The sequence below is a fragment of the Methylotenera oryzisoli genome (assembly GCF_004661485.1).
Lineage (GTDB): Bacteria > Pseudomonadota > Gammaproteobacteria > Burkholderiales > Methylophilaceae > Methylotenera > Methylotenera oryzisoli.
On sequence record NZ_PQVH01000007.1, the window covers coordinates 1 to 18,987 of the forward strand.

The following is an 18,987-nucleotide window of genomic DNA, read 5'->3' on the forward strand; positions in this document are numbered from 1 at the left end:
AGTAAAGTTGCGCAAGTGGTCAGACCTGCGCCAGCTAAACTGAGCGTTAAAACGAACAGTGATGATGGCGATTGGGAAGAGTTTTAGTAAGTTGATTTTATCTCAGGGTGCCTAATGGTTTACAATAGAGGGTAATCGTTAGTGAGTGACTCAACTAAGGTTGTAATAAAGCATAAAGTAAGGTGGTGAGTGTAACGTTATCCACCATATGTAAGTTGTAAGTGAAAATTGGCAGAAACGCTACACTCGACTGCCAAATGTAACAATGTAGTTAATTTTGAAATTTATTAAGAAGTTCTAGGAGACTGAAATGGCTGTTATTGATCGTGTATTAATTGGTGAAGCGTTGGTGATTGAAGATCGCCCAGATGGTAGTGGTTTAGATCTGAAAAATGTAGCTCACATTGACCTTGTAATGGGCCCACGTGGTAGCGCTGCAGAAGATGCATTTTGCCGTACACTAACTGATCAAAAAGAAGGTGTGAATGGCTTGTTAGCTATTGTTGCACCTAACCTGATGGTAAAACCAAACACAGTGATGTTTAATAAAGTGACTTTGAAAAACACTAGACAATCTGTGCAAATGTTTGGCCCAGCACAACGCGGTGTTGCGATGGCTGTGATGGAGTGTGTTGAAGATGGCACAATCCCAGTTGAAGAAGCTGATGATGTGTTTATTTCTGTTGGTGTATTTATTGACCAATCTGCGGATATGGACGACCGTATTCAAGATTGGAACTACCGTGCTACTAAACAAGCGATTAAGAGCGCAGTTGCACGTGAGCCAAAAGCGGCTGATTTGTTGAAAGTTTACAAAGATTCAGCACACCCTTTTGCTGCACCAGACAAAAACAGAAGAGCAACAGACAAGTAATACAGTAATACGTAGTAATAAGTAATAAAAAGTAGTAATTATGTAAGAAGTGATGTGGAGCAATGTTTTAAGATGAAAATGTCAAAAAGCCAATTTTAATTAAGCGGTTTTGTCGATATTTACATCTTGCATTGCTGCATAGTCATTACATTAATATTGTCGATTAATAATTAAAATTTTAATTAAGCGATTAGCAGCAACATATTAATAAATAAAAAATTAAAAGTGCCAAAAGCATATTGCTAAAGTGCTTTGTACCAAACTGGTGCAGCTAGTGATTTACAATAATTACGTGGTGAATATTTAATGTTGAAAAAAGAGCAGCACGATGAAGGGCGAGAGTTTAACTTTACTGCTCAAGACTTTGCCAGAGTACGCCACTTAATTTATCGCCATGCTGGTATTTCTTTATCTGAAGCTAAGTCTGATATGGTTTATAGCCGTATTGGCAGAAGATTACGTGTTTTAGGCGCAACATCCTTCAAGCAGTACCTTGATGACCTTGAAAGCCAAGGCGACGCTACCGAGTGGGAGGCTTTTACTAATGCCCTTACTACAAATCTAACTTCATTTTTTCGTGAAGAGCATCATTTTCCTATCCTTGCGGATCATCTGTTATCACTTAAAAAACCTATTCGTATCTGGTGTTCTGCTGCATCTACCGGTGAAGAGCCTTATACCATTGCCATGACCGCTTGTGAGGCGTTCGGCAGCTTGAATCCCCCCGTTGAAATTATTGCCACTGATATAGACACTAATGTGTTGTCTACTGCGTCACGTGGAATTTATCCTTATGAACGAGTGAGTAAACTCTCTGATGAGAGGCGTAAGCGTTTCTTTCTTAAAGGTTCAGGCCCTAATGAAGGATCGGTTGCAGTGAAAAAAGAGCTGAAGGCGATGATTAATTTTAGCCAGCTTAATTTACTTGATGAGAGTTGGGCATTGCACGAGCCTTTTGATGCAATTTTCTGTAGAAATGTAATGATATATTTTGACAAACCTACACAATCTAAGATTTTGAGCCGATTTGTACCATTGATGAAATCTCATGCACTATTATTTGCAGGCCATTCAGAGAATTTTCTGTATGTGTCAGATGCTTTTCATTTAAAAGGTAAAACTGTGTACACGCTAAGTGACGGCAGCCAACAGAAGCGTTCTAGCTATCAAGCAAAAGAGAAAACGTCATGAGTATGCTAGAAGAAGAGATTTCTACTACGCTGTATTTTGACCGCACTTTTGATTGTAATGCAGCCAAAATAGCGCCTGGCGAGTACTATTTTACCGATAAAGATATGTTAATCGTGACCGTGTTAGGCTCATGTGTGTCTGCCTGTATACGTGATAGTAAGACAGGCATAGGTGGTATGAATCACTTTATGTTGCCGGATAGTGCAGCAGCAGATAGGGATAGCCCAGTTTCTGAATCTATGCGCTATGGCACTTACGCCATGGAAGTTTTGATTAATCAATTACTACGTAATGGTGCACGCCGTGAGAATTTGGAAGCTAAAATATTTGGCGGTGGTAATGTATTGAAGAGTTTTACTACGACCAATGTGGGCGATCGTAACGCCATTTTTGTCAGGAAGTACCTGAATGCTGAAGGGATACGCATTACAGGTGAAGATTTATTAGATATTTATCCTAGAAAAGTTTATTTCTTTCCTAAAACCGGCCGGGTTTTAGTGAAGAAACTGAAACAAATGCACAATGACACCTTGTTTAAACGTGAAGAGGTTTACGCAAGCAAGCTTAAGACTACTGATGTCGGTGGTGCAATTGATTTGTTTTAATTGAATGAGCAACAAGACACGAGAATATGCAAATGAAAATAAAAGTACTTGTTATTGATGATTCAGCACTAATCCGCAGCTTGCTCACAGAAATAATTAATGACCAGAAAGATATGATGGTCGTAGGGGCTGCACCAGATCCATTGATTGCACGTGAGATGATCAAGCAATTAAATCCTGATGTATTAACGCTTGATGTGGAAATGCCAAAAATGGACGGTTTGGATTTCTTAGAGAAGTTGATGCGATTACGTCCTATGCCTGTTGTGATGGTGTCCACACTGACTGAAAAAGGTTCAGAAATCACTATGCGTGCATTGGAGTTAGGCGCAACAGATTTCGTGACCAAACCTAAAATGTCCATCACGGAGGGAATGCGTGAGTATACGCATGAAATCACGGATAAAATCCGAGCAGCTTCTCAAGCAAAAGTTTCGTCGCCTAGCCGTCATCCTGTAGCCGCAAACGCTGAGGCGCGCCCAGCTCAGTTGCGTAATCCACTGATTAGTAGTGAAAAGTTGTTAATTGTCGGCGCCTCTACAGGCGGAACCGAGGCAATTAAATCGTTTCTGCTGCAGATGCCGTCAGATTGTCCTGGCATATTAATTACACAGCACATGCCTGCAGGCTTTACTAAATCTTTTGCAAATAGACTAAATTCTTTATGCCAAATATCCGTTAAAGAAGCAGAGGGTGGAGAGCGTATTTTACCTGGGCATGCCTATATTGCTCCAGGGGATAAGCATTTGTTGTTGGCTAGAAGTGGTGCCAATTATGTAACGGAACTAAGTGATGCTCCACCAGTAAATCGTCACAAGCCCTCAGTCGATGTGTTGTTTGACTCAGCAGCATTACATGCGGGTAAAAATGCGATTGGCGTCATCTTGACCGGCATGGGCAAAGACGGTGCAGCGGGTATGGCGCAAATGAAAAACGCAGGCTCCTATAATTTTGCCCAAAATGAAGAGAGTTGTGTGGTTTACGGCATGCCAAAAGAAGCTGTAGCACACGGTGGTGTGGATGAGGTTGCGCATTTAAATGATTTGCCAAAGCTGGTGCTTAATCATTTGATGCTGAATAGCGCCCGTGCATTAAGGGTGTAAGCATCTGTTATCCCTATAGTGCTAGATGGTGAGTACTAATTTGGTTTTTATGACAGCATGGTCCCTGTATTAATCTAGTATCTTGAGTTAATAAAGCAGGCTTTGTCATAAGTCAGTACAATATATAAAAAATTATAGAATTTATTCATGATGTTGAAGCGTAATGTAAAGTTAGCAGCATCAGGAATAGTTAATACTAATGGAGTGGAGCATGGCAAATACAAATACTAAGTTTCTGGTTGTGGATGATTTTTCTACGATGCGTAGAATCGTTCGCAACTTGCTTAAAGAGTTGGGCTATACCAATGTGGATGAGGCAGAAGATGGTGTGGCAGCGCTAAGCAAGCTGAAAGGCGGTGGGTTTGAGTTTGTGGTATCCGATTGGAATATGCCCAATATGGATGGCTTGACATTACTGCAGAACATTCGTGCCGATGCTGAGCTTTCTAAGCTTCCTGTTTTAATGGTGACGGCTGAAGCTAAAAAAGAAAATATTATCGCTGCAGCACAGGCTGGTGCTAATGGTTACGTGGTAAAGCCTTTTACGGCTGCAACACTTGATGAAAAATTATCAAAAATATTCGAAAAGCTTGAGAAAGCAGGGGCTTAACCATGACTAGCGAAGCCACACCACAACAAGCTTCAAATGCAGAGTCACCATTGGGGTTGTCATCGAGTGATGAGATTCTTAATCGTGTCGGTCATGTCACAAGAACCTTGCATGATAGTTTAAGTGGTTTAGGATTAGATAAGATTTTAGAGCAGGTTGCGCAGGATATCCCAGATGCACGTGATCGCTTGGCTTATGTAGCCAGAATGACAGAGCAGGCAGCTGAGCGTGTTTTAAATGCAACTGACGTGGCGATTCCGTTACAAGAAGAACTAGCCGCTGGGGCCACAGCATTGCAGCAGCGCTGGCAAGATGTAATGCGTGAGCCTTCGTTAAAGAGTGAATATAATTTGGCTGCCAATGACACGCTTGCGTATTTAACAATGGCAGGTAAAAACACTGCAGAAACCAAAGCCTTATTGATGGATATCATGATGGCGCAGGATTTTCAGGATTTGACTGGTCAGGTAATTAAAAAAATTACTGGGTTGGCACAAGAGTTAGAGCAACAGCTGGTACAGTTGTTGATTGACTTCTCACCGGCAATTCCTAAAAAAGATGCGGAAGCAGCTAAAGCTGACGCTGGCGATAATGCATCACTAATGAATGGGCCGCAAATTGACCCAGGTGCAGTGGATGTTGTGGCTAGCCAAGAGCAGGTGGATGACTTGCTTGATAGTTTAGGCTTCTAGGAAATTACCCTTTATTACGCCACTGTAAGGCTCACAAAATGACAGTGTAATCATTTTGTGAGCCTTTCATATATATGCGTTCATGCATATCTCATTGGTAAATCAAAAAGTTTAACAGCTGAAATTTCTTCAGTAGTAACCCATCGGCGACTGGCCACTTTTCTGTTGCATCTTTATGTAATGGCTCTACATATTAAGGGCTCTAGATGTTAAGTGCTCTGTCCATTTACACAATTGCTCAGATTAAGTCTTTGTAACGCTCTGCATGTTAGTTAGGTCGTCAATAATTTGCTGAGAATGATTAGAAACATCCACATTGTTATAAATTTTAACCAGCTTTGAATCTGGGTCGATTAAAAACGTATAGCGTTTGGCAATTTTAATGAAGATCAGATTGGTGAGTGCATAGTATGCATTTGCGACATGTCCATCGACATCGGCCAGTAATGTGAAGGGAAGGTGGTATTTCTCTGCAAACTTCTGATGCGATGCCTCTGAGTCCACACTAATGCCGATTACTTTGGCATTCAATTGTTCTAATTTAGATAAATCGTCCCTAAAACTGCAAGCCTCTTTGGTACAGCCTGGTGTGTCATTTTTAGGGTAAAAATACAGCACAACATACTTTCCTTTGTAATCGGATAGTGAGTGTTGAATGCCATTTTTATCTGGTAAAGTAAATTCCGGTGCATTCTCACCAATAATTAAACTTGGTTGCTTGAGTGCATAATGTCGATAACCAATGAGCGCAACTAATATGACTGCTACGTAGAATAGAATCTTAATAAACATGTAATAACCTCGATTAGTTTTTTGTACTGAGATGATGCATTCTGCTGGATGTTAGCATCGTTTTTAACTATTTCCCACGCGGTTTATTTATTTAACAGGGATTTTATACTCAAAAAGATTGGGTGATATTGATGGCAATAACATGATTCATTCTATCTGGCGAACTCATGGCTACATACTGGTTTAGATATCTAACTTCTAAATTAGTTGTTGTAAGGATTTTTCTTCCCACGCCTAGGAATAATCTATTTTGATCAAAGCTGGATTTGACCTGTGTGGTAAATGATTGTAAGTAATAAAGGGGCAGAGGCCCCTTTAATTAGCGTGCTTTTAGCCAGTTGGGAACGTCAGCAGGTAGGTTATACCAAGCGGCCGTATCAGCCTCCAATTTAACCACGAACAATCTGTCGTCGATATCGATATATTGCAAGCAATAATCACGAATATTTATAGTTGTATCGGCTGTCTGTATGATCCATGTTGATTCTAGTGGCTTGCAGTAATTTCCATACTTCCGTATTGCGTCATGCAATTTAGGATAATTTTTTGTTTGAATTAAATCGTAACTTATTAAATATAAGGCCATTTTAGTATTCTTTCTTATTAAATATACTATCAGGCCACGTGTTGCAATTATTTACATACGTATATAATATGCATAGACACATGGCGCATTTTATTTGTGTTTAATGTTATGTAAAAGCACTACCACGGCTCATAAGTAGATTTGTTCTTGGCGGAATTCCTATTTATGAGCCTTTCTTTTCAGGGCTAAGCAGGGTAGTTAAACGCATTGCTACTAAGCCCATGTCATCTTCTAATTTTAATTCTCCCAAAACTCTCTGGTGTTTTACTAAATCAAATTGAATCAACTCTTTGATTCTCTGACTTGTTGATTCGATTTTAGCTAGTTTAGGGGGTTGATTGCCACAGAGTTTATAAATTTATTTTCAAACTGTTAATAGGATTTAATCTAACTTCAAATTGATATCAAACCTTTATTGAAAGGATTTGACCCTGTAGTTTTGTGATAAATCTTTAGATTGATGGTAGTTCCATAATGATATTTGCAATTTATTGAGTGAGCTTGATAACAGTCCTAACGATTAAATTCCTATATAAATATTGAGTGTTAGCAATGTATAATCACGCCTGCAATATTTTAATTTTGCGGACTGAAATTTACTGTAATGCCACTAAAGTCCTCACCAAATAAGGCTTACAAGATAACCGCCCCCGTAGCTCAGTGGATAGAGCATCTAACAGCACTTTCTAGCATTGGCGACACTTACAGCCCGATTACCGCTCCGCAATTATTTGCTTTTTACTGCTTTGAAAGCCTTTATTGGCGCGGTAGTATTTAATTTTGCGGAGCGGTTTTTACTTAGTTGGGTCAACATTTTGACCGCGAATTTCACGAACGTAGCGCTCTGTCATTACCACGCTTGAGTGGCCTAAAAGCTTCTGTGCCTGGCGGATATCATCCTGATCAACCGCTTTATCTGTGCCGCCTTTAGCGCGTAAATCTCTGATCTGATACTCTTCAATTTGTGCTTTTAATTTTGGATTGTCTTCTGCAGCTTGTTTGCGTGCTTTATCAAACCTAGTCCAAATTGCGCGTTGAGATAACGGCTTACCATGTTCGTCTACAATAAGTGCAAGGCTGTGCACTTTGAATGTTTCTTTACGAGCTTTAATTCTTTTAATCACCAGCTCAAGCTCGCCAATTATGTTGATGCTAATTTTTGCCCCAGTTTTATTTTGTGTGATGATAAGTTTGTTTTCCTGAATGTCTGTTTGGTACATCTTAATGACATCAGCAGGGCGCTGCGCTGTTAAGTACGACAAATCCAAAGCGTCCTTAGTCGGTTGATCTGCGCACGCATAAACTGCAGCATAAACCTCATCAGCAATGTAAACGTCACGCTTTTTCTCAGTGAATCCTGTGATTCCGGTGCATGGATTGGCTTTGCTTGTGTAACCATTTGCCCTGGCATAATTCCATAGTAAACTAATTAGCGACCGCTCCCGATTGGCGCGAGTCTCTGCTGACTTCCCGCGATAGTCGATGTATTTTCTTATGTGAAACGGCTCAATTAAATCTAATGGGGCAGGTGGGTTGTTAAATACTTTAAGTATTTGCTTGATGCACTTATTGTAGTCTTTTTGCGTGGATGCTGGCTTTTTGATTAGCTCATATTGAACGTATCTATTCCATACAGTTTCAATCGTTGGCATGGCTGGAACAGGTGTTGGCTCTTGATGTAGCTCTGCCCATTTCTTTACTGCAAGTATGTAATCTGAACCTAGTGGGATTTCTACGCGGGGTTTTTTGCCAGTGTCGTAATAATAATAAGTCACTCCGCTTTTTTGCGTTCTTGCACGCATGCGTGGCGGTAGGTTGCTATTAACGGTAGATTTTCTGCCCATAGGCGGCATAATTTACTCTACTTTCTAAAAATTGAGAAGCGGGGACTGCCAAGTGGTGGTCTTTGGTGATGGTACTGACTTGCTTCCTTCGATAACTGCTCGCGCTACTTTGGCTTGCCCTGCAGCGTTTACATGGAAAGCTATTCCCATCAAGCGAAGCTGCTCCACCTGCAATTGGTTGCGTGTTAAGCCATTACGGCCACGCCCAATTCCGGTAAGCTCTGTTACTTCATCTTGTGTTAAAAATAGTGACATATATTTAATAAGTCCCAGTATGTGCTAATGCTGCGCGATAAGAGTTTAGCGCTTTGCTGCGATCGTAAATGCCAGACTCATGCTGCCTTAATGTTCTGATGTGCCTGGTGCGCAGATATGCGCCGGCTGAAACGTGGTGCGGCCATATCACATAGCCTAAAAATGGAATGCCAGCGGCCGTAGGCGCTATGCGTATTTTTTTGGGGTGAATGGTAATGCCTTCACTTGATAGCTTTTCTGTGATCAGTTTGCAGATCTGTTGCAGTTGTTCTTTGCTTTGGCCAAGTATCACCATGTCATCCACATATCTCACGTAATACTTAACTCTTAGCGTTTCTTTAACCCAGTGATCAAAGTCATTCAGGTAGATGTTTGCGAATAGCTGGCTGCTTAGGTTGCCGATTGGCATGCCTTTGTTTTGATTGGTGCGGTACAGGCTATCCTCTGCAAACAGGTGATCGTAGTTATTGCCGGTGCGGTATGAATCAATTAGATCTATAAGCAACTGGCGTACATCGTGGTCGCCAATGTGGCGCAATGCACGTAATTTAAGTTGTGCGTGTGGCACTGAGTAGAAATACTTGCTGATGTCCAGCTGCAGCACCCATGATGTGTTTTCGCGTCTGGCGAATTGAGCAACACGGTCTATTGCTGCATTACTGCCACGCCCTGGTAAGTTGCCGAATGTGTCATGTATAAACCTAGGCTGCCAGATTGGTAGCATATACTGATACAGCATCCAGTGAACGATGCGGTCTTTCATTGGTGCGTCTACAACATCACGAAATTTCTTTTCACGCACAGTGAATGTTTTATATTCTCCAAAGGTATAGGTGCGTGCGCGTAGGCGTTGCTGAATAGTTGTCAGGTAGCTGAGCGCATCCGCTTCAAAGCGTTGCATGCGTAGACTGCTGCCTTTGCCTCGTTTGGCTTTAAGCCAGCATGAGTGTAGGTTATCTAGGCTGATAATGTTGGTGAAGTCGCTCATTAAAACATCCTGATTTGCTTATTCTCATAAGCAACACGCTCTATCAAATTATCAAAATATGTTTCATTTAATTCTGTTCCTACGATTTCAAAGCCCATATCATTTGTCGCAATAACACTGGATGCACTGCCTAAATGCGTATCTAGTATCTTGTCGCCTTCTTTAGCAAATTTACTTAATAGCCACTTGTAAAGCTCTACCGGTTTTTGTGTAGGGTGGATTTTCTTATCTTTATTAGCGCCGCCAGTATTTGAATATGAAAACAATGCGGCTGGTTTATCGAATGAAGTCCACGCCATTTCCCACTGTGAGAAGTTTTCCCACGGCTGGCATTTATCCCAACAAATTACGCAGCGCGTAGGTGGTAAATCAAAGTAGTTTCCGCCCCATATAATCTGGTTCTTTGATACACGGAATAATTCATTGAAGTATTCCTGTGTAGGAACTGCATCATCCCAGCCAATATCAGAGGTATTTAGAAGTCTGTTTTTCAACTTACCCCCCCCTGAGTTCAAACGGCCTTTGCGTGCTTTAACTGCCGTGCTTTCACCACGATTAAAGCCATCATTGCGGTTTAGGTTCTGTCCCATACTCATGCTTGGTGCATTTATGCCATATGGAGGGTCTACTATTGCCAAATCAAAAGCTTTATCTTCTAAGCTTCTCATGTATTCAATACAATCCATGTTATACAAGGTTGCATTGCCAATTACTTTCTTGCCGCTTTCCACAACAGCACCCGTAGGCGCTGCTGCGGTTTTCGGTTTGGCTTGTTGCCTTGCTTTCGCAGGTTTCTGCGGGATGCTCTCGACCAAGATTGATCCTTCCGTGGCGGCATGGCCAGCGTCTAGGTGTTGTAATGTTGGGTCAGCGGAAGCCGACGTTGTTGTTGTCGTTGTCGGGCCAGTCGTTGTTGAGATTGAACACGCCTGCATTGTCGTCCGAGTTCCAGTAGCCGCCTCGGATGAGCGCATTGCCAGACTTTCCAGAGCGCACCCTGTATCGATCATGATGTTGTCCTTTTTGCGCGTTGTAAGCCGCCTAAGATGCGACCAAGCTCGACCACTAAGCCTACTCGATACTCAAATGAGATTTTGAATAGGTTTAGTGCTTGTGCCTGGCATATGTAATGGCGGATTAAATCCACATCTGCTGATAGTAGTTTTAGTAGCTGTGGCTTGTTATCCTCATTGCCGTATAAATAGATGCTGCGCATGATGCTATGCATGGTTTGGCGCACGTTTTCGCCCCATGTGGCACGGATATCGCGCGGTAGTTTGATGATGTCTTGTAATAGCAATGTATCTAAATCACCGGCTTTGGTTTTGAATATAAACTCTTGTGTATCTGGGTTGGCTAGTGCTTTTGCTGTGGTTGCAGTTTTTAGCTGTTTGCTAGAGATTAGATCTGCAATTACCTGGTGCACGATGTCATCTGAGATTGCATCCAATGCATAGCTGGGAGCAGATGATTCGCATACATCGATGTCGTTTTTATTGACCACAACATAGGAAATATTGTGCTCATCCATGATTGGCCATAAGCGCTGTTTGTAATTGGCAACCGGAAAACCAACCAATAAATGAGGTTTGTTAGCTGGCCCAGCAAGCCTGATTTTGTATTGCTTTAACGTGTGTAGTGCGTAAGCTGATTTGTTGAAAGCATGTAGCCATGTTCCGGACTGTACCAATACCAGGTGATGCGGATATTGGGCTTGCAGTTTTTCGCTGATCTCTACGTGTGGATCAGTGGCAGTGAAAGTAACTTCGATGCCTTTGATTGGTTTTAAATCAGACATGGAATACCGCCATTGTTTTTTTATCAATTTCTTGTTTTATGCAATTAATCACCACTGGGTGCGCATAAAGCTTTCTGCCCATAGAGATGATGAAAGGTTTTTCTCCAAATAAATCTAGTAAGTATTTGTCAAAATTTTCCCTGAATTTATCAGTTAAGCTAATGCGGTCGCTCAATTTAAGCACCGGAACAAGTACTGGCAAATGCGGTGAGCTAACTATTTCTATCCCATTAAATTGCGCCATATTCAATCCTTTAGTTAAACCAGCCCGCCGTTACACAGCGGACTGGATGAGTGACAAGTGACTAGAGACTCTTGGTGCAGCGGAAGCCGACGCGGTTGAGGTCGCTGACGGGCCAGTCGCCGAGGAGATAGAACACGCCCGCACGGTCGTCCGAGCGCCAGCAGCCGCCCCGGATGAGCGCAGAGCCAGACCAATCACGGCCAGTAGATGTGTCGCCAATTCCATGCTCTCTGTTGCTATATGGTGCTGTGGTTTTTGTGGGTGAGTCTTCTGCAAATGGTTTGGCAATCACGCCATTTTCATCGCCTTGCACGTCATCAAACACCCAACTGTAGATGTTGCCGCTAAAGTCATAAACACGCTCACCATTAGCTAATACGTGCCAGCGGCGTTCTGTCGGTTTATCACTTACATAGTGGCCGTCTTGGGCTTCGTTTAGTTTGCCTTTATGGATGCCGCGGTAAACTTCACCTTCGCCAACTTTACCGCCTGTCCAGTTCTCATTTTGGTTAACAATTTGATGTGCGATTGCCAGGTACTGCAGCTCAGTGATCAGTGAATAGCCAGCATCAATACAAGCCTGTTTTGCGTCATGAAAGTTAATGCTATGCCATGGTTTGCGGTCTGCGGTGATGATGGCTGTATCGATATCTGACTTGCTACAGGCGTATTTTCCTACGTTAAATTGCGGTACCACCGTGCCGTTTGGTAGGGTAGTTTCAGGCACTGTTACAAACTCATCATTTGCCTGCATATTGCTGCGTACAATCGTGCGTAAATCATCTGCAAGTAGTGGGTATTCTTTCTCGCATGATTTTGCGTAAGCGTTGATTGCAGGAATGGCGTGCTTGTCTGTTGTTAGGTTAAGCACAAAGTATTCAGAGTTCTCGTGCTTTTGTCCTGGTGCGCTTTGTCCGTCAGTCCTAGTTACTTTATACTTTGGATATAAGCCAATCTCTTTATGGTCCGTGATAGTGTTCATGATTTCTCCTAGTGGTTAAATACTGCTTATGGTTTACTTGCTGCGGTTAATTTGTGACAAATTTGTCTCTAATGCAGTCGGCCATGTTTTCAATATCAAAGCCTTCTGGGAGTTTTACGTTCTTTACTCGTGATGATTCTGCTGCCATTACTTGCCATGATTTTTTGTTTTCATAGTCTTCTTTACTTTTCCATAGCATGCCGTAGCCATTGCTAATCTCGCCAAGGTAGAGCCTGCGTTTTTGTGTATCTCCGCCCAATTCGACAGATGATCCAGTTGGTATGTGTTTTATTAATATGTCCATTGTTTTCTCGCTTACTTGGCTATGTGAGTTGTCACGTTGCCTTCAACTATTATTGTTGCGCGGTTTTTTCCCGTGGGTTTTTGCTCAATTGCCTGTTTAGCAGCTGGTGCTGAAATTTGTGCTGGCGGTGTTGGTTTCTGAAAGAACTGTGTTTCGATACTGCCGTTAACGCGCATGAAATCAATTTCAGCTTTAGCTGTATCTACAATCACATCACCTACCTGGCAAATTGCTCTGGCTCTATCAATATCCATTGGGTTATCTTTATCTTGTAGGGCCGTCAAAGTGTTAAACAGGTGTGATCTGAGTGCTTGAATGTCGTTGTTCATGTTCTTTCCTTTGTTTGTTAATTTGCCGAGTAATGGCGCCTTTTAACTGTGCTACCTGGGCAAACTCTTTGCCGTATTTCTTGGGGTGGTTGCGATGCGCGTTTTCTGCTTTGTTCATCAACCTTAAGTTTGTGATCTCTACATTTAGCTTGTTGCCATCAATGAAAGCGATCATGTGTCCGTCTGGAATCTTGCCGTTACATCGCTCCCAAACCAATCTGCTTACAGATTTCCATTGGCGCGGGCCATCTGCCATTTTTACTTCTAAATAGCCGTCTTCAACTATTCTGTAAGTGCCAACAGGTTTGCGGTTGGGTGATGCTTGCCCTGGCTTAAATTGCGTTTTAATTGCATTTGGATGCGGGGTTATTTTTTTACCTTTGTTTGGCGGTACTTGGCCTTTTTTAAATCTAAAAGCTTTGCCAGCGTTGTTGTCGTGCTTTAAGCTGCCAGACATTGGGCTGTCTTTAAACCACTGTGACTTAGCTACATTTACCTTGCCTGCAATATTGAATACCTGGCACTTGTTGGCATTAAATAGCTTTGCTAATGCCTCTGTATTGCTGCATGGATAAAGTAGGGCGATCATGCGTTTGTCTTCATCCGTCCAGGTGCGCCTCTTGGCTATTTTGTTGAGCGATTTGGTCATGCTGCAAGCTTTTCGCCACGATCTGAAAACTCGTAAAAGTCATCTACATGTTTTGAGCCAATCGCGTTGTAAACCTTCGCATCAGCTATCAAAAACAATCTACGCTGCACATCAAGTACCTTCTCAGCATCTAGTACGGTTTGCATATCAAGTGTTTGTCCGATGCGTAGTTTTGTAAGCAGCTTGCGCATTGGCTTGTCGTTGTAATCTGGCATGTAGTGCGTTGCTAACTCTGCAAAGAAGTTCACCCATTCTGTTGCCACTTTTAGCAAGTAGCAGATCGTGCCGTCTGCCTTTTTATATACCAGCACCCACTCTCCATTTTTAGGGTCTTTTGCTTCTATCAGATCACCTGTTTTTAGCTGGCGAAATACACCTTCAATTTCGTCAAAGTCTTCTTTCATGGCTAATAGACGGATGCTTCTAGTGTCGCCACATGGTTTTGGTCTATATTTTTTACGTGGCTTTTTCATTTCTTCACCCAGCGTTTATGCGCCCACATACTTGCAATGATGGCAAATGGGCCAGATGTTAAGTAGGCGGCTATTTCCATTGCTCCGGCTTGTGGTACTGTTTTAAATAGCACTAAGTTAGATAGCGCAATAGCAAAGCTGGTAAAGAACGCAGCTTTGTAATGGCCGTTGTTTACGTTTAGGCTTTGGAATCCCAGCGCGAACACTAAAATAAACGTGCTGCCGAAGATGATGAGTGCGGTCATGCTGCTGCCTTTGTTTGCAATGCTAAAACTTCAAGCTCGTTGGCTTTAATATTGGCAATATGCAGGTGTAGTAGATCGATAATCGCTTGTGCTTTATCTGCATCTAAGTCTGCTTGCCAGTGAGCATCACCAGCCCATATGCTAATTAAGGAATTGACATAATCTTTACCTTCCACCGTCCATGTGGATAAGTCCATTTTTGAATTGTTTAATCCTATTGATAATCTTTTTGAATTTAAGATTACTGAGCTCATATTGTTCTCCCTGCGTAATTCCATGCATTTTTAAGTGTGTGATGACCGTGGTTCATGTAGTAATGGGTATATCTGATTCTTTGAATCAACTTGCCATGACTGACCCATGAAGCAAGGTACCCAAGTGCAAAGGCAGTCATTGCAATTGCTAAGTAGTGTGTTTTGATAAACTCAACCATGATTAAGCACGCTCTGCACTAACGCTAGCCATCATTTGGCGATGTGCTTCAAGCGATACCACGTTGCTTGGCTTTGGTTCAGGTTTATGCACCACACGAAGGCCAAGCGCTTTTGCTTCGTCAATAATGGTTTGAACGGTGCGAATATTCGTGTTTTCTGCAATTTGTAAATTCATGATTAACCTTTCAGTTAAACCAGCCCGCCGTTACACAGCGTGCTGGATAGGTGGCAAGTGACTAGAGACTCTTGGTGCAGCGGAAGCCGACGCCGCCGTAGTCGTCGACGGGCCAGCCGCTGCTGAGACGGAACACGCCTGCGCGGTCGCCCGAGAGCCAGTAGCCGCCTCGGACGAGCGCAACGCCAGACCATGATGTTTCGTAGTTTGGTCGCCAGCCCATGCCTTTTTCTAGGGTAGGGTAGGGTGCTGTTGATATTGATGGGTCTGTGGTGTCAAATGATTTGTTGATAACGCCTTTTTCATCGCCGTGTAGGTCGTCAAATACCCATGAAAAGACATTGCCATTTAGGTCGCAGATTTGTTCACCATTGCTTAGGGTTAGCCAGCGGCGCTCTTTCTTATCGGTAGGCTCAAAATCACCAGCTTGTGCTGATGAAACGTTGCCTTCGCGTATGCCTCGGAATAGTTTGCCTTCGCCTACTTTTCCTTTTGTCCAATTGGCATCCACGTTAGCTACGTTATGCGCAATAGCTAGCCACTGTGTTTCTGTAATCATCTGGTAGCCAGCTTCAATGCATGCTGCATTGGCGTTGTGGTAGTTGATGTTTGTCCACGGCTTACGGTCTGCCACGATGATTGCTTTGCCATCATCTGATTGGCTGGTGGCGTACTTTCCAACCATGAATGCTGGCACTACGATGCCGCATGGCAGTGTTGTCTCTGGTACGGTGACAAATAAATCTGTATTGATGGCTGCTTTCATTTCTGTTTGCATGGTGTTTACCTTAATCTTTGTTGTACCAGTAAGTTTGCGCGGCATTTTTCCGCGAATTTTTTGGTATTGGCTGCTGCGGTGTTTTGCGTTGTGCCAGCCTAGTTAAACAAGTCACCAATGCTTTACTCTGCATGGCGCGTTCAAACGTGTAGCCCAACCTAGGGAGTTGTGAGGTATTAAATGCTGTTTGTAAGTCTGCTGTTGCTGGCATTTTCAAACTCCTAAATTACGGTTTAGGTGTGGCGTTTGAAATAATATACAAGCTAACTTGTATTTATGTCAACAAGTTTAATTGTATTTTAATTGTATGGAGTTTAAGTAACAAAAAACCGCCTCGATGGGCGGTTGGTGAGTAATACGAATTAAGCGTATAACTGGATGGGCGTAAAAAAACCCGCTCAGAGGCGGGTTTTTTATATTTCTTGAGTTATTTATTTTTTATCAAGCTTTGTGAGCTCTTTGTGTGTAACTTTGATGCCTTTTTTAACCTTTTTAATGTCATTTTCAAGAGGCAGGCTTTCAGGGGTGGTCCCGCTAATTTTTATCATGGTGTTTCTTACGTCTCTACCAACACCCTCGGCTGTTCTTTCAAGGTTTGACTGTCCTTTGATGCCTTCTTTTTTAATTTTTGATTCTGTTTGTGTGATTCTAAATAAATTAGCAGCTAATTCCTCTTTCCCCATAAAGTCTAGTAAAGAGCCGTCTTGTAGCCCTTTAAATGACTTTAGTTTTCCTAGATTCATGTTATACATGCCTCTGTAGCCGGCATTTTGGAAAAGTGGGTAGTTAATAACACCGTGCTGGCTGGCTGTTGCGCTTAGCGTTTTCTCGCGCTCAGAAACTTCTCCACGAATTAATACGCGTTCTACAGATTCTGATTGTTGAAAATGTTCTTGAAAGGCTTCTGCTAGACCTACAAAGTATGCTTGTGCTTTTGCAACTTTTTCATTTCTAACATCGCCGTTCATCACGGTTAAGTAGCATGCAAATCTTGATAGCTTGAAATCATTTTTATCTGCATCGGTTGCTATTTGTGCAAAATTTTCAGCAACTGGGATATTAAGCGTCATGCATACAGTCATGGCTTTGTTGATAGCTTTTTTTGTGGCATCTGTGTCTTGATATCCAAGCATTGCAGCTAGGTCTGAGGCTAGCCAGTACCTGAATCCGTTTTGTAGCGCAAAGGTTTCAAAGTTTTCTTTATCATCATCAAAGTGGAATACGTCGATATTGGACATGATTGAGTTATCAATTTTAGGCATAAAATATTATTATATGTGAAAGAAATGTATTGTTATTTATTAATTAGTAGCTTGCCTGTCTATTTGGTTTATATATCTAACCAAACGCCGTAGCTTTTATTGTTGCCACCTATAATGCTAGCAGCGCAGCTGAAAGATGACCTGTTCTTGCTGATCGTTTTCAGCTGCTTTCTTAGTTGTTTGTTTTCTTCTTTTGGAATGTAGCCAACTTTTAGGCCAAGTATTTCAACTGCAATTGCGTTCTTATCAAACTTGTTATCATCTTCAAGAATCAGATTTGCAATAAAATACGCCTTGTGTTTATCTTCTATTTTCCCGTCATTGGGCATGAGGGATGTAAGGGCTTTCTGATAGTTTGATTCACCAACAGCTTCAAAGTTGAACATATCTTTGTATGCGCCAGCATTGGATTCAATATCTAACTGGCTGGTATTTATGTCTTTAATATTCAGCCAGTAGTTTTTCCCATTTGTTAGGCTGATAGGCGGGAGTGTTTGTTCTTCATTTTTAGCTCGGTATAAAATGTAAAGAACTGTAGCTAATGTAATTAATGCGGCAATGGCGCCTGTTTTAATGCTGAAAATCCACCAAAAAATGCCGCCTACAATAGCGGCAAAAGCAACAACCCCTTGCAGTTCATCTTCTTTCATTTCTGTGTATTACCTTCTTTTTTTTCCTGAGTAAATAACTACACCGCAGATTGTGGTTCCTTCTGGCACTTTAATTTTTCTTTCAGGATGTTCTGGGTTTAGTGCTAAAAGGTATCGTCCTTCTGGTGTGATTTGCAGGCGTTTGAAAGTTGCTTTCCCTGTTTCATCTCTAGCAATAACATCATCGTTGTGATTTGGTTGAATTGTTGGATCTACAAATATGTCCCAGCCTTCAATATATTCTGGATGCATGCTGTCCCCAATTACTACTAAAACGAAAGTGCTACTGCTATGAGGTACTGGACATTCTCTCCACTCTTCGGCGTCATTAAAACTAAAAACATGTTCTGGTGCACACATGTCGCCAGCTCTAACCCAAGATATCACTGGGCACTTTCCTTTAATTGTGTTTCCTACTTTTACGTTGTAGTCACCTAGCTTTTGACTCACTTGTCTAGAGAATACAGGTGTTTGTTCTAACATATCACCAAATCCAGTTGCTAGCCAATCTGGGTTAACTCCACATGCATTTGCAATTTGCAAGGTAAATTTTGAACCTTTCCCATCTGTCTTTTCAAGCAATGAAAGATTTTGCTGAGTAAAGACATTGCCACATAGTTCCGTAAGCTGGGATTGAGTCAATCCCGCATGTTTTCTTGCTAGCTTAAGCCTTGATGCGTATGTATTCATAATGAGCTCACAATACAATTTTGATTGTAATTAATCAAACAATTAAACTTGTTGACTTAAATACAAGTAGACTTGTAAAATGGTCGACAACATGAAAATATATCTCGAAAAAATTATTGAGTTGCTTGGTGGAAAACAACAAAGTCTTGCTGATGCTTTGGCAACTGGTGAAGAGCCTATTAAGCAAGCTCATGTTTGGAATTGGTTGAATGTTACCGTTAATGGGATTCCTGAGAGGCATGTAATTAAAGCTTGTAAAGCGGTTGATTGGCAAGTTACACCACATCAGTTGCGTCCTGATATTTACCCTCATCCTCAAGACGGTTTGCCTGAGCACATGCGGAGTGCAGCATGATCGTTTCTGCACATGTATACAGTGTTTTACCAGTTGATTGTTCTGGTGTTTTTCAACAGTCGTATTTCCTTGCATATTG

General features: G+C 41.9%; 28 protein-coding genes. 7 read left to right on the forward strand and 21 right to left on the reverse strand.

The annotated features are described in order from the left end of the window. The first annotated feature begins 310 nt into the window (after nucleotides 1-310). The 6 genes from fae (at nucleotide 311) to cheZ (ending at nucleotide 5,075) form a co-directional block, all read left to right on the forward strand. Nucleotides 311-874, forward strand: coding sequence for a formaldehyde-activating enzyme (gene fae, locus C3Y98_RS04410; protein WP_135276908.1), 564 nt, complete (start codon nucleotides 311-313; stop codon nucleotides 872-874). A gap of 306 nt (nucleotides 875-1,180) precedes the next feature. Continuing rightward, a complete protein-coding gene (locus tag C3Y98_RS04415; RefSeq protein ID WP_135276909.1) occupies nucleotides 1,181-2,065 on the forward strand; it encodes a CheR family methyltransferase in 885 nt (294 codons plus the stop codon). Beyond that, on the forward strand, nucleotides 2,062-2,670 hold the full coding sequence (gene cheD / locus C3Y98_RS04420) for a chemoreceptor glutamine deamidase CheD (RefSeq protein ID WP_135276910.1): 609 nt from the start codon (nucleotides 2,062-2,064) through the stop codon (nucleotides 2,668-2,670). The genes C3Y98_RS04415 and cheD overlap by 4 nt, the downstream gene beginning before the upstream one ends. 32 nt (nucleotides 2,671-2,702) lie before the next feature. Next, nucleotides 2,703-3,773 carry a protein-glutamate methylesterase/protein-glutamine glutaminase gene (locus tag C3Y98_RS04425; protein WP_135276911.1) on the forward strand — a complete coding sequence of 357 codons (1,071 nt, stop codon included), beginning with the start codon at nucleotides 2,703-2,705 and terminating at the stop codon, nucleotides 3,771-3,773. Between the two features lie 211 nt (nucleotides 3,774-3,984). Beyond that, nucleotides 3,985-4,383, forward strand: a complete 399-nt coding sequence (cheY, locus tag C3Y98_RS04430) for a chemotaxis response regulator CheY (protein WP_015832190.1) — start codon at nucleotides 3,985-3,987, stop codon at nucleotides 4,381-4,383. A gap of 2 nt (nucleotides 4,384-4,385) precedes the next feature. Next, on the forward strand, nucleotides 4,386-5,075 hold the full coding sequence (gene cheZ / locus C3Y98_RS04435; RefSeq protein ID WP_135276912.1) for a protein phosphatase CheZ: 690 nt from the start codon (nucleotides 4,386-4,388) through the stop codon (nucleotides 5,073-5,075). A gap of 243 nt (nucleotides 5,076-5,318) precedes the next feature. On the opposite strand, the gene C3Y98_RS04440 is transcribed toward cheZ, so the two are convergent. The 21 genes from C3Y98_RS04440 to C3Y98_RS04535 all read right to left on the reverse strand — a co-directional run bounded on the left by C3Y98_RS04440 (nucleotide 5,319) and on the right by C3Y98_RS04535 (nucleotide 18,553). Beyond that, a complete protein-coding gene (locus C3Y98_RS04440) occupies nucleotides 5,319-5,867 on the reverse strand; it encodes a peroxiredoxin (protein WP_135276913.1) in 549 nt (182 codons plus the stop codon). Between the two features lie 109 nt (nucleotides 5,868-5,976). Then, on the reverse strand, nucleotides 5,977-6,174 hold the full coding sequence (locus C3Y98_RS12930; RefSeq protein WP_135276941.1) for a DUF2490 domain-containing protein: 198 nt from the start codon (nucleotides 6,172-6,174) through the stop codon (nucleotides 5,977-5,979). Between the two features lie 1,073 nt (nucleotides 6,175-7,247). Further along, nucleotides 7,248-8,297: a tyrosine-type recombinase/integrase gene (locus C3Y98_RS04450; protein WP_135276914.1), complete on the reverse strand. Its 1,050-nt coding sequence runs from the start codon at nucleotides 8,295-8,297 to the stop codon at nucleotides 7,248-7,250. A 24-nt stretch (nucleotides 8,298-8,321) separates the two neighbouring features. After that, a complete protein-coding gene (locus C3Y98_RS04455; RefSeq protein ID WP_135276915.1) occupies nucleotides 8,322-8,552 on the reverse strand; it encodes a DUF4224 domain-containing protein in 231 nt (76 codons plus the stop codon). Nucleotides 8,553-8,556: 4 nt separating this feature from the next. Then, nucleotides 8,557-9,540, reverse strand: coding sequence for a reverse transcriptase/maturase family protein (locus tag C3Y98_RS04460; RefSeq protein WP_135276916.1), 984 nt, complete (start codon nucleotides 9,538-9,540; stop codon nucleotides 8,557-8,559). Next, the gene (locus C3Y98_RS04465; protein WP_245234319.1) at nucleotides 9,540-10,550 is read right to left on the reverse strand and encodes a DNA methyltransferase; all 1,011 of its coding nucleotides are present in this window, start codon (nucleotides 10,548-10,550) and stop codon (nucleotides 9,540-9,542) included. Before C3Y98_RS04465 ends, C3Y98_RS04460 begins: the two co-directional genes overlap by 1 nt. Next, the gene (locus C3Y98_RS04470) at nucleotides 10,547-11,338 is read right to left on the reverse strand and encodes a four helix bundle protein (RefSeq protein WP_135276917.1); all 792 of its coding nucleotides are present in this window, start codon (nucleotides 11,336-11,338) and stop codon (nucleotides 10,547-10,549) included. Before C3Y98_RS04470 ends, C3Y98_RS04465 begins: the two co-directional genes overlap by 4 nt. Further along, nucleotides 11,331-11,582, reverse strand: a complete 252-nt coding sequence (locus C3Y98_RS04475) for a hypothetical protein (protein WP_135276918.1) — start codon at nucleotides 11,580-11,582, stop codon at nucleotides 11,331-11,333. Before C3Y98_RS04475 ends, C3Y98_RS04470 begins: the two co-directional genes overlap by 8 nt. Nucleotides 11,583-11,643: 61 nt before the next feature. Continuing rightward, entirely contained in the window at nucleotides 11,644-12,564 is a 921-nt protein-coding gene (locus C3Y98_RS04480) for an SUMF1/EgtB/PvdO family nonheme iron enzyme (RefSeq protein WP_135276919.1), read from the reverse strand. Between the two features lie 46 nt (nucleotides 12,565-12,610). Further along, complete coding sequence (locus C3Y98_RS04485; protein WP_135276920.1) at nucleotides 12,611-12,868, reverse strand: hypothetical protein; 258 nt, start codon at nucleotides 12,866-12,868, stop codon at nucleotides 12,611-12,613. An 11-nt stretch (nucleotides 12,869-12,879) separates the two neighbouring features. After that, nucleotides 12,880-13,197: a hypothetical protein gene (locus tag C3Y98_RS04490; RefSeq protein ID WP_209308742.1), complete on the reverse strand. Its 318-nt coding sequence runs from the start codon at nucleotides 13,195-13,197 to the stop codon at nucleotides 12,880-12,882. Further along, the gene (locus tag C3Y98_RS04495; RefSeq protein ID WP_135276921.1) at nucleotides 13,157-13,846 is read right to left on the reverse strand and encodes an HNH endonuclease signature motif containing protein; all 690 of its coding nucleotides are present in this window, start codon (nucleotides 13,844-13,846) and stop codon (nucleotides 13,157-13,159) included. The genes C3Y98_RS04490 and C3Y98_RS04495 overlap by 41 nt, the downstream gene beginning before the upstream one ends. Beyond that, on the reverse strand, nucleotides 13,843-14,319 hold the full coding sequence (locus tag C3Y98_RS04500; protein ID WP_135276922.1) for a hypothetical protein: 477 nt from the start codon (nucleotides 14,317-14,319) through the stop codon (nucleotides 13,843-13,845). The genes C3Y98_RS04495 and C3Y98_RS04500 overlap by 4 nt, the downstream gene beginning before the upstream one ends. Then, nucleotides 14,316-14,564, reverse strand: coding sequence for a hypothetical protein (locus C3Y98_RS04505; RefSeq protein WP_135276923.1), 249 nt, complete (start codon nucleotides 14,562-14,564; stop codon nucleotides 14,316-14,318). The genes C3Y98_RS04500 and C3Y98_RS04505 overlap by 4 nt, the downstream gene beginning before the upstream one ends. Then, complete coding sequence (locus C3Y98_RS04510; protein WP_167759899.1) at nucleotides 14,561-14,761, reverse strand: hypothetical protein; 201 nt, start codon at nucleotides 14,759-14,761, stop codon at nucleotides 14,561-14,563. The genes C3Y98_RS04505 and C3Y98_RS04510 overlap by 4 nt, the downstream gene beginning before the upstream one ends. Before the next feature lie 238 nt (nucleotides 14,762-14,999). Further along, nucleotides 15,000-15,173, reverse strand: a complete 174-nt coding sequence (locus C3Y98_RS12755) for a hypothetical protein (protein WP_167759900.1) — start codon at nucleotides 15,171-15,173, stop codon at nucleotides 15,000-15,002. Nucleotides 15,174-15,234: 61 nt separating this feature from the next. Then, nucleotides 15,235-15,951 carry an SUMF1/EgtB/PvdO family nonheme iron enzyme gene (locus C3Y98_RS04515; protein WP_209308743.1) on the reverse strand — a complete coding sequence of 239 codons (717 nt, stop codon included), beginning with the start codon at nucleotides 15,949-15,951 and terminating at the stop codon, nucleotides 15,235-15,237. Nucleotides 15,952-15,961: 10 nt separating this feature from the next. Next, entirely contained in the window at nucleotides 15,962-16,162 is a 201-nt protein-coding gene (locus tag C3Y98_RS04520) for a hypothetical protein (RefSeq protein WP_135276925.1), read from the reverse strand. Nucleotides 16,163-16,382: 220 nt separating this feature from the next. After that, the gene (locus C3Y98_RS04525) at nucleotides 16,383-17,213 is read right to left on the reverse strand and encodes a BRO family protein (RefSeq protein WP_135276926.1); all 831 of its coding nucleotides are present in this window, start codon (nucleotides 17,211-17,213) and stop codon (nucleotides 16,383-16,385) included. Nucleotides 17,214-17,281: 68 nt separating this feature from the next. Beyond that, nucleotides 17,282-17,863, reverse strand: a complete 582-nt coding sequence (locus C3Y98_RS04530; protein ID WP_135276927.1) for a hypothetical protein — start codon at nucleotides 17,861-17,863, stop codon at nucleotides 17,282-17,284. 9 nt (nucleotides 17,864-17,872) lie between these two features. Next, a complete protein-coding gene (locus C3Y98_RS04535) occupies nucleotides 17,873-18,553 on the reverse strand; it encodes a helix-turn-helix domain-containing protein (RefSeq protein ID WP_135276928.1) in 681 nt (226 codons plus the stop codon). Between the two features lie 79 nt (nucleotides 18,554-18,632). Between C3Y98_RS04535 and C3Y98_RS04540 the strand changes: the two genes are divergently transcribed. Continuing rightward, nucleotides 18,633-18,908 (forward strand): transcriptional regulator, encoded by a 276-nt coding sequence (locus C3Y98_RS04540; protein WP_135276929.1) that lies wholly within the window; start codon nucleotides 18,633-18,635, stop codon nucleotides 18,906-18,908. The last annotated feature ends 79 nt before the right edge of the window (nucleotides 18,909-18,987 follow it).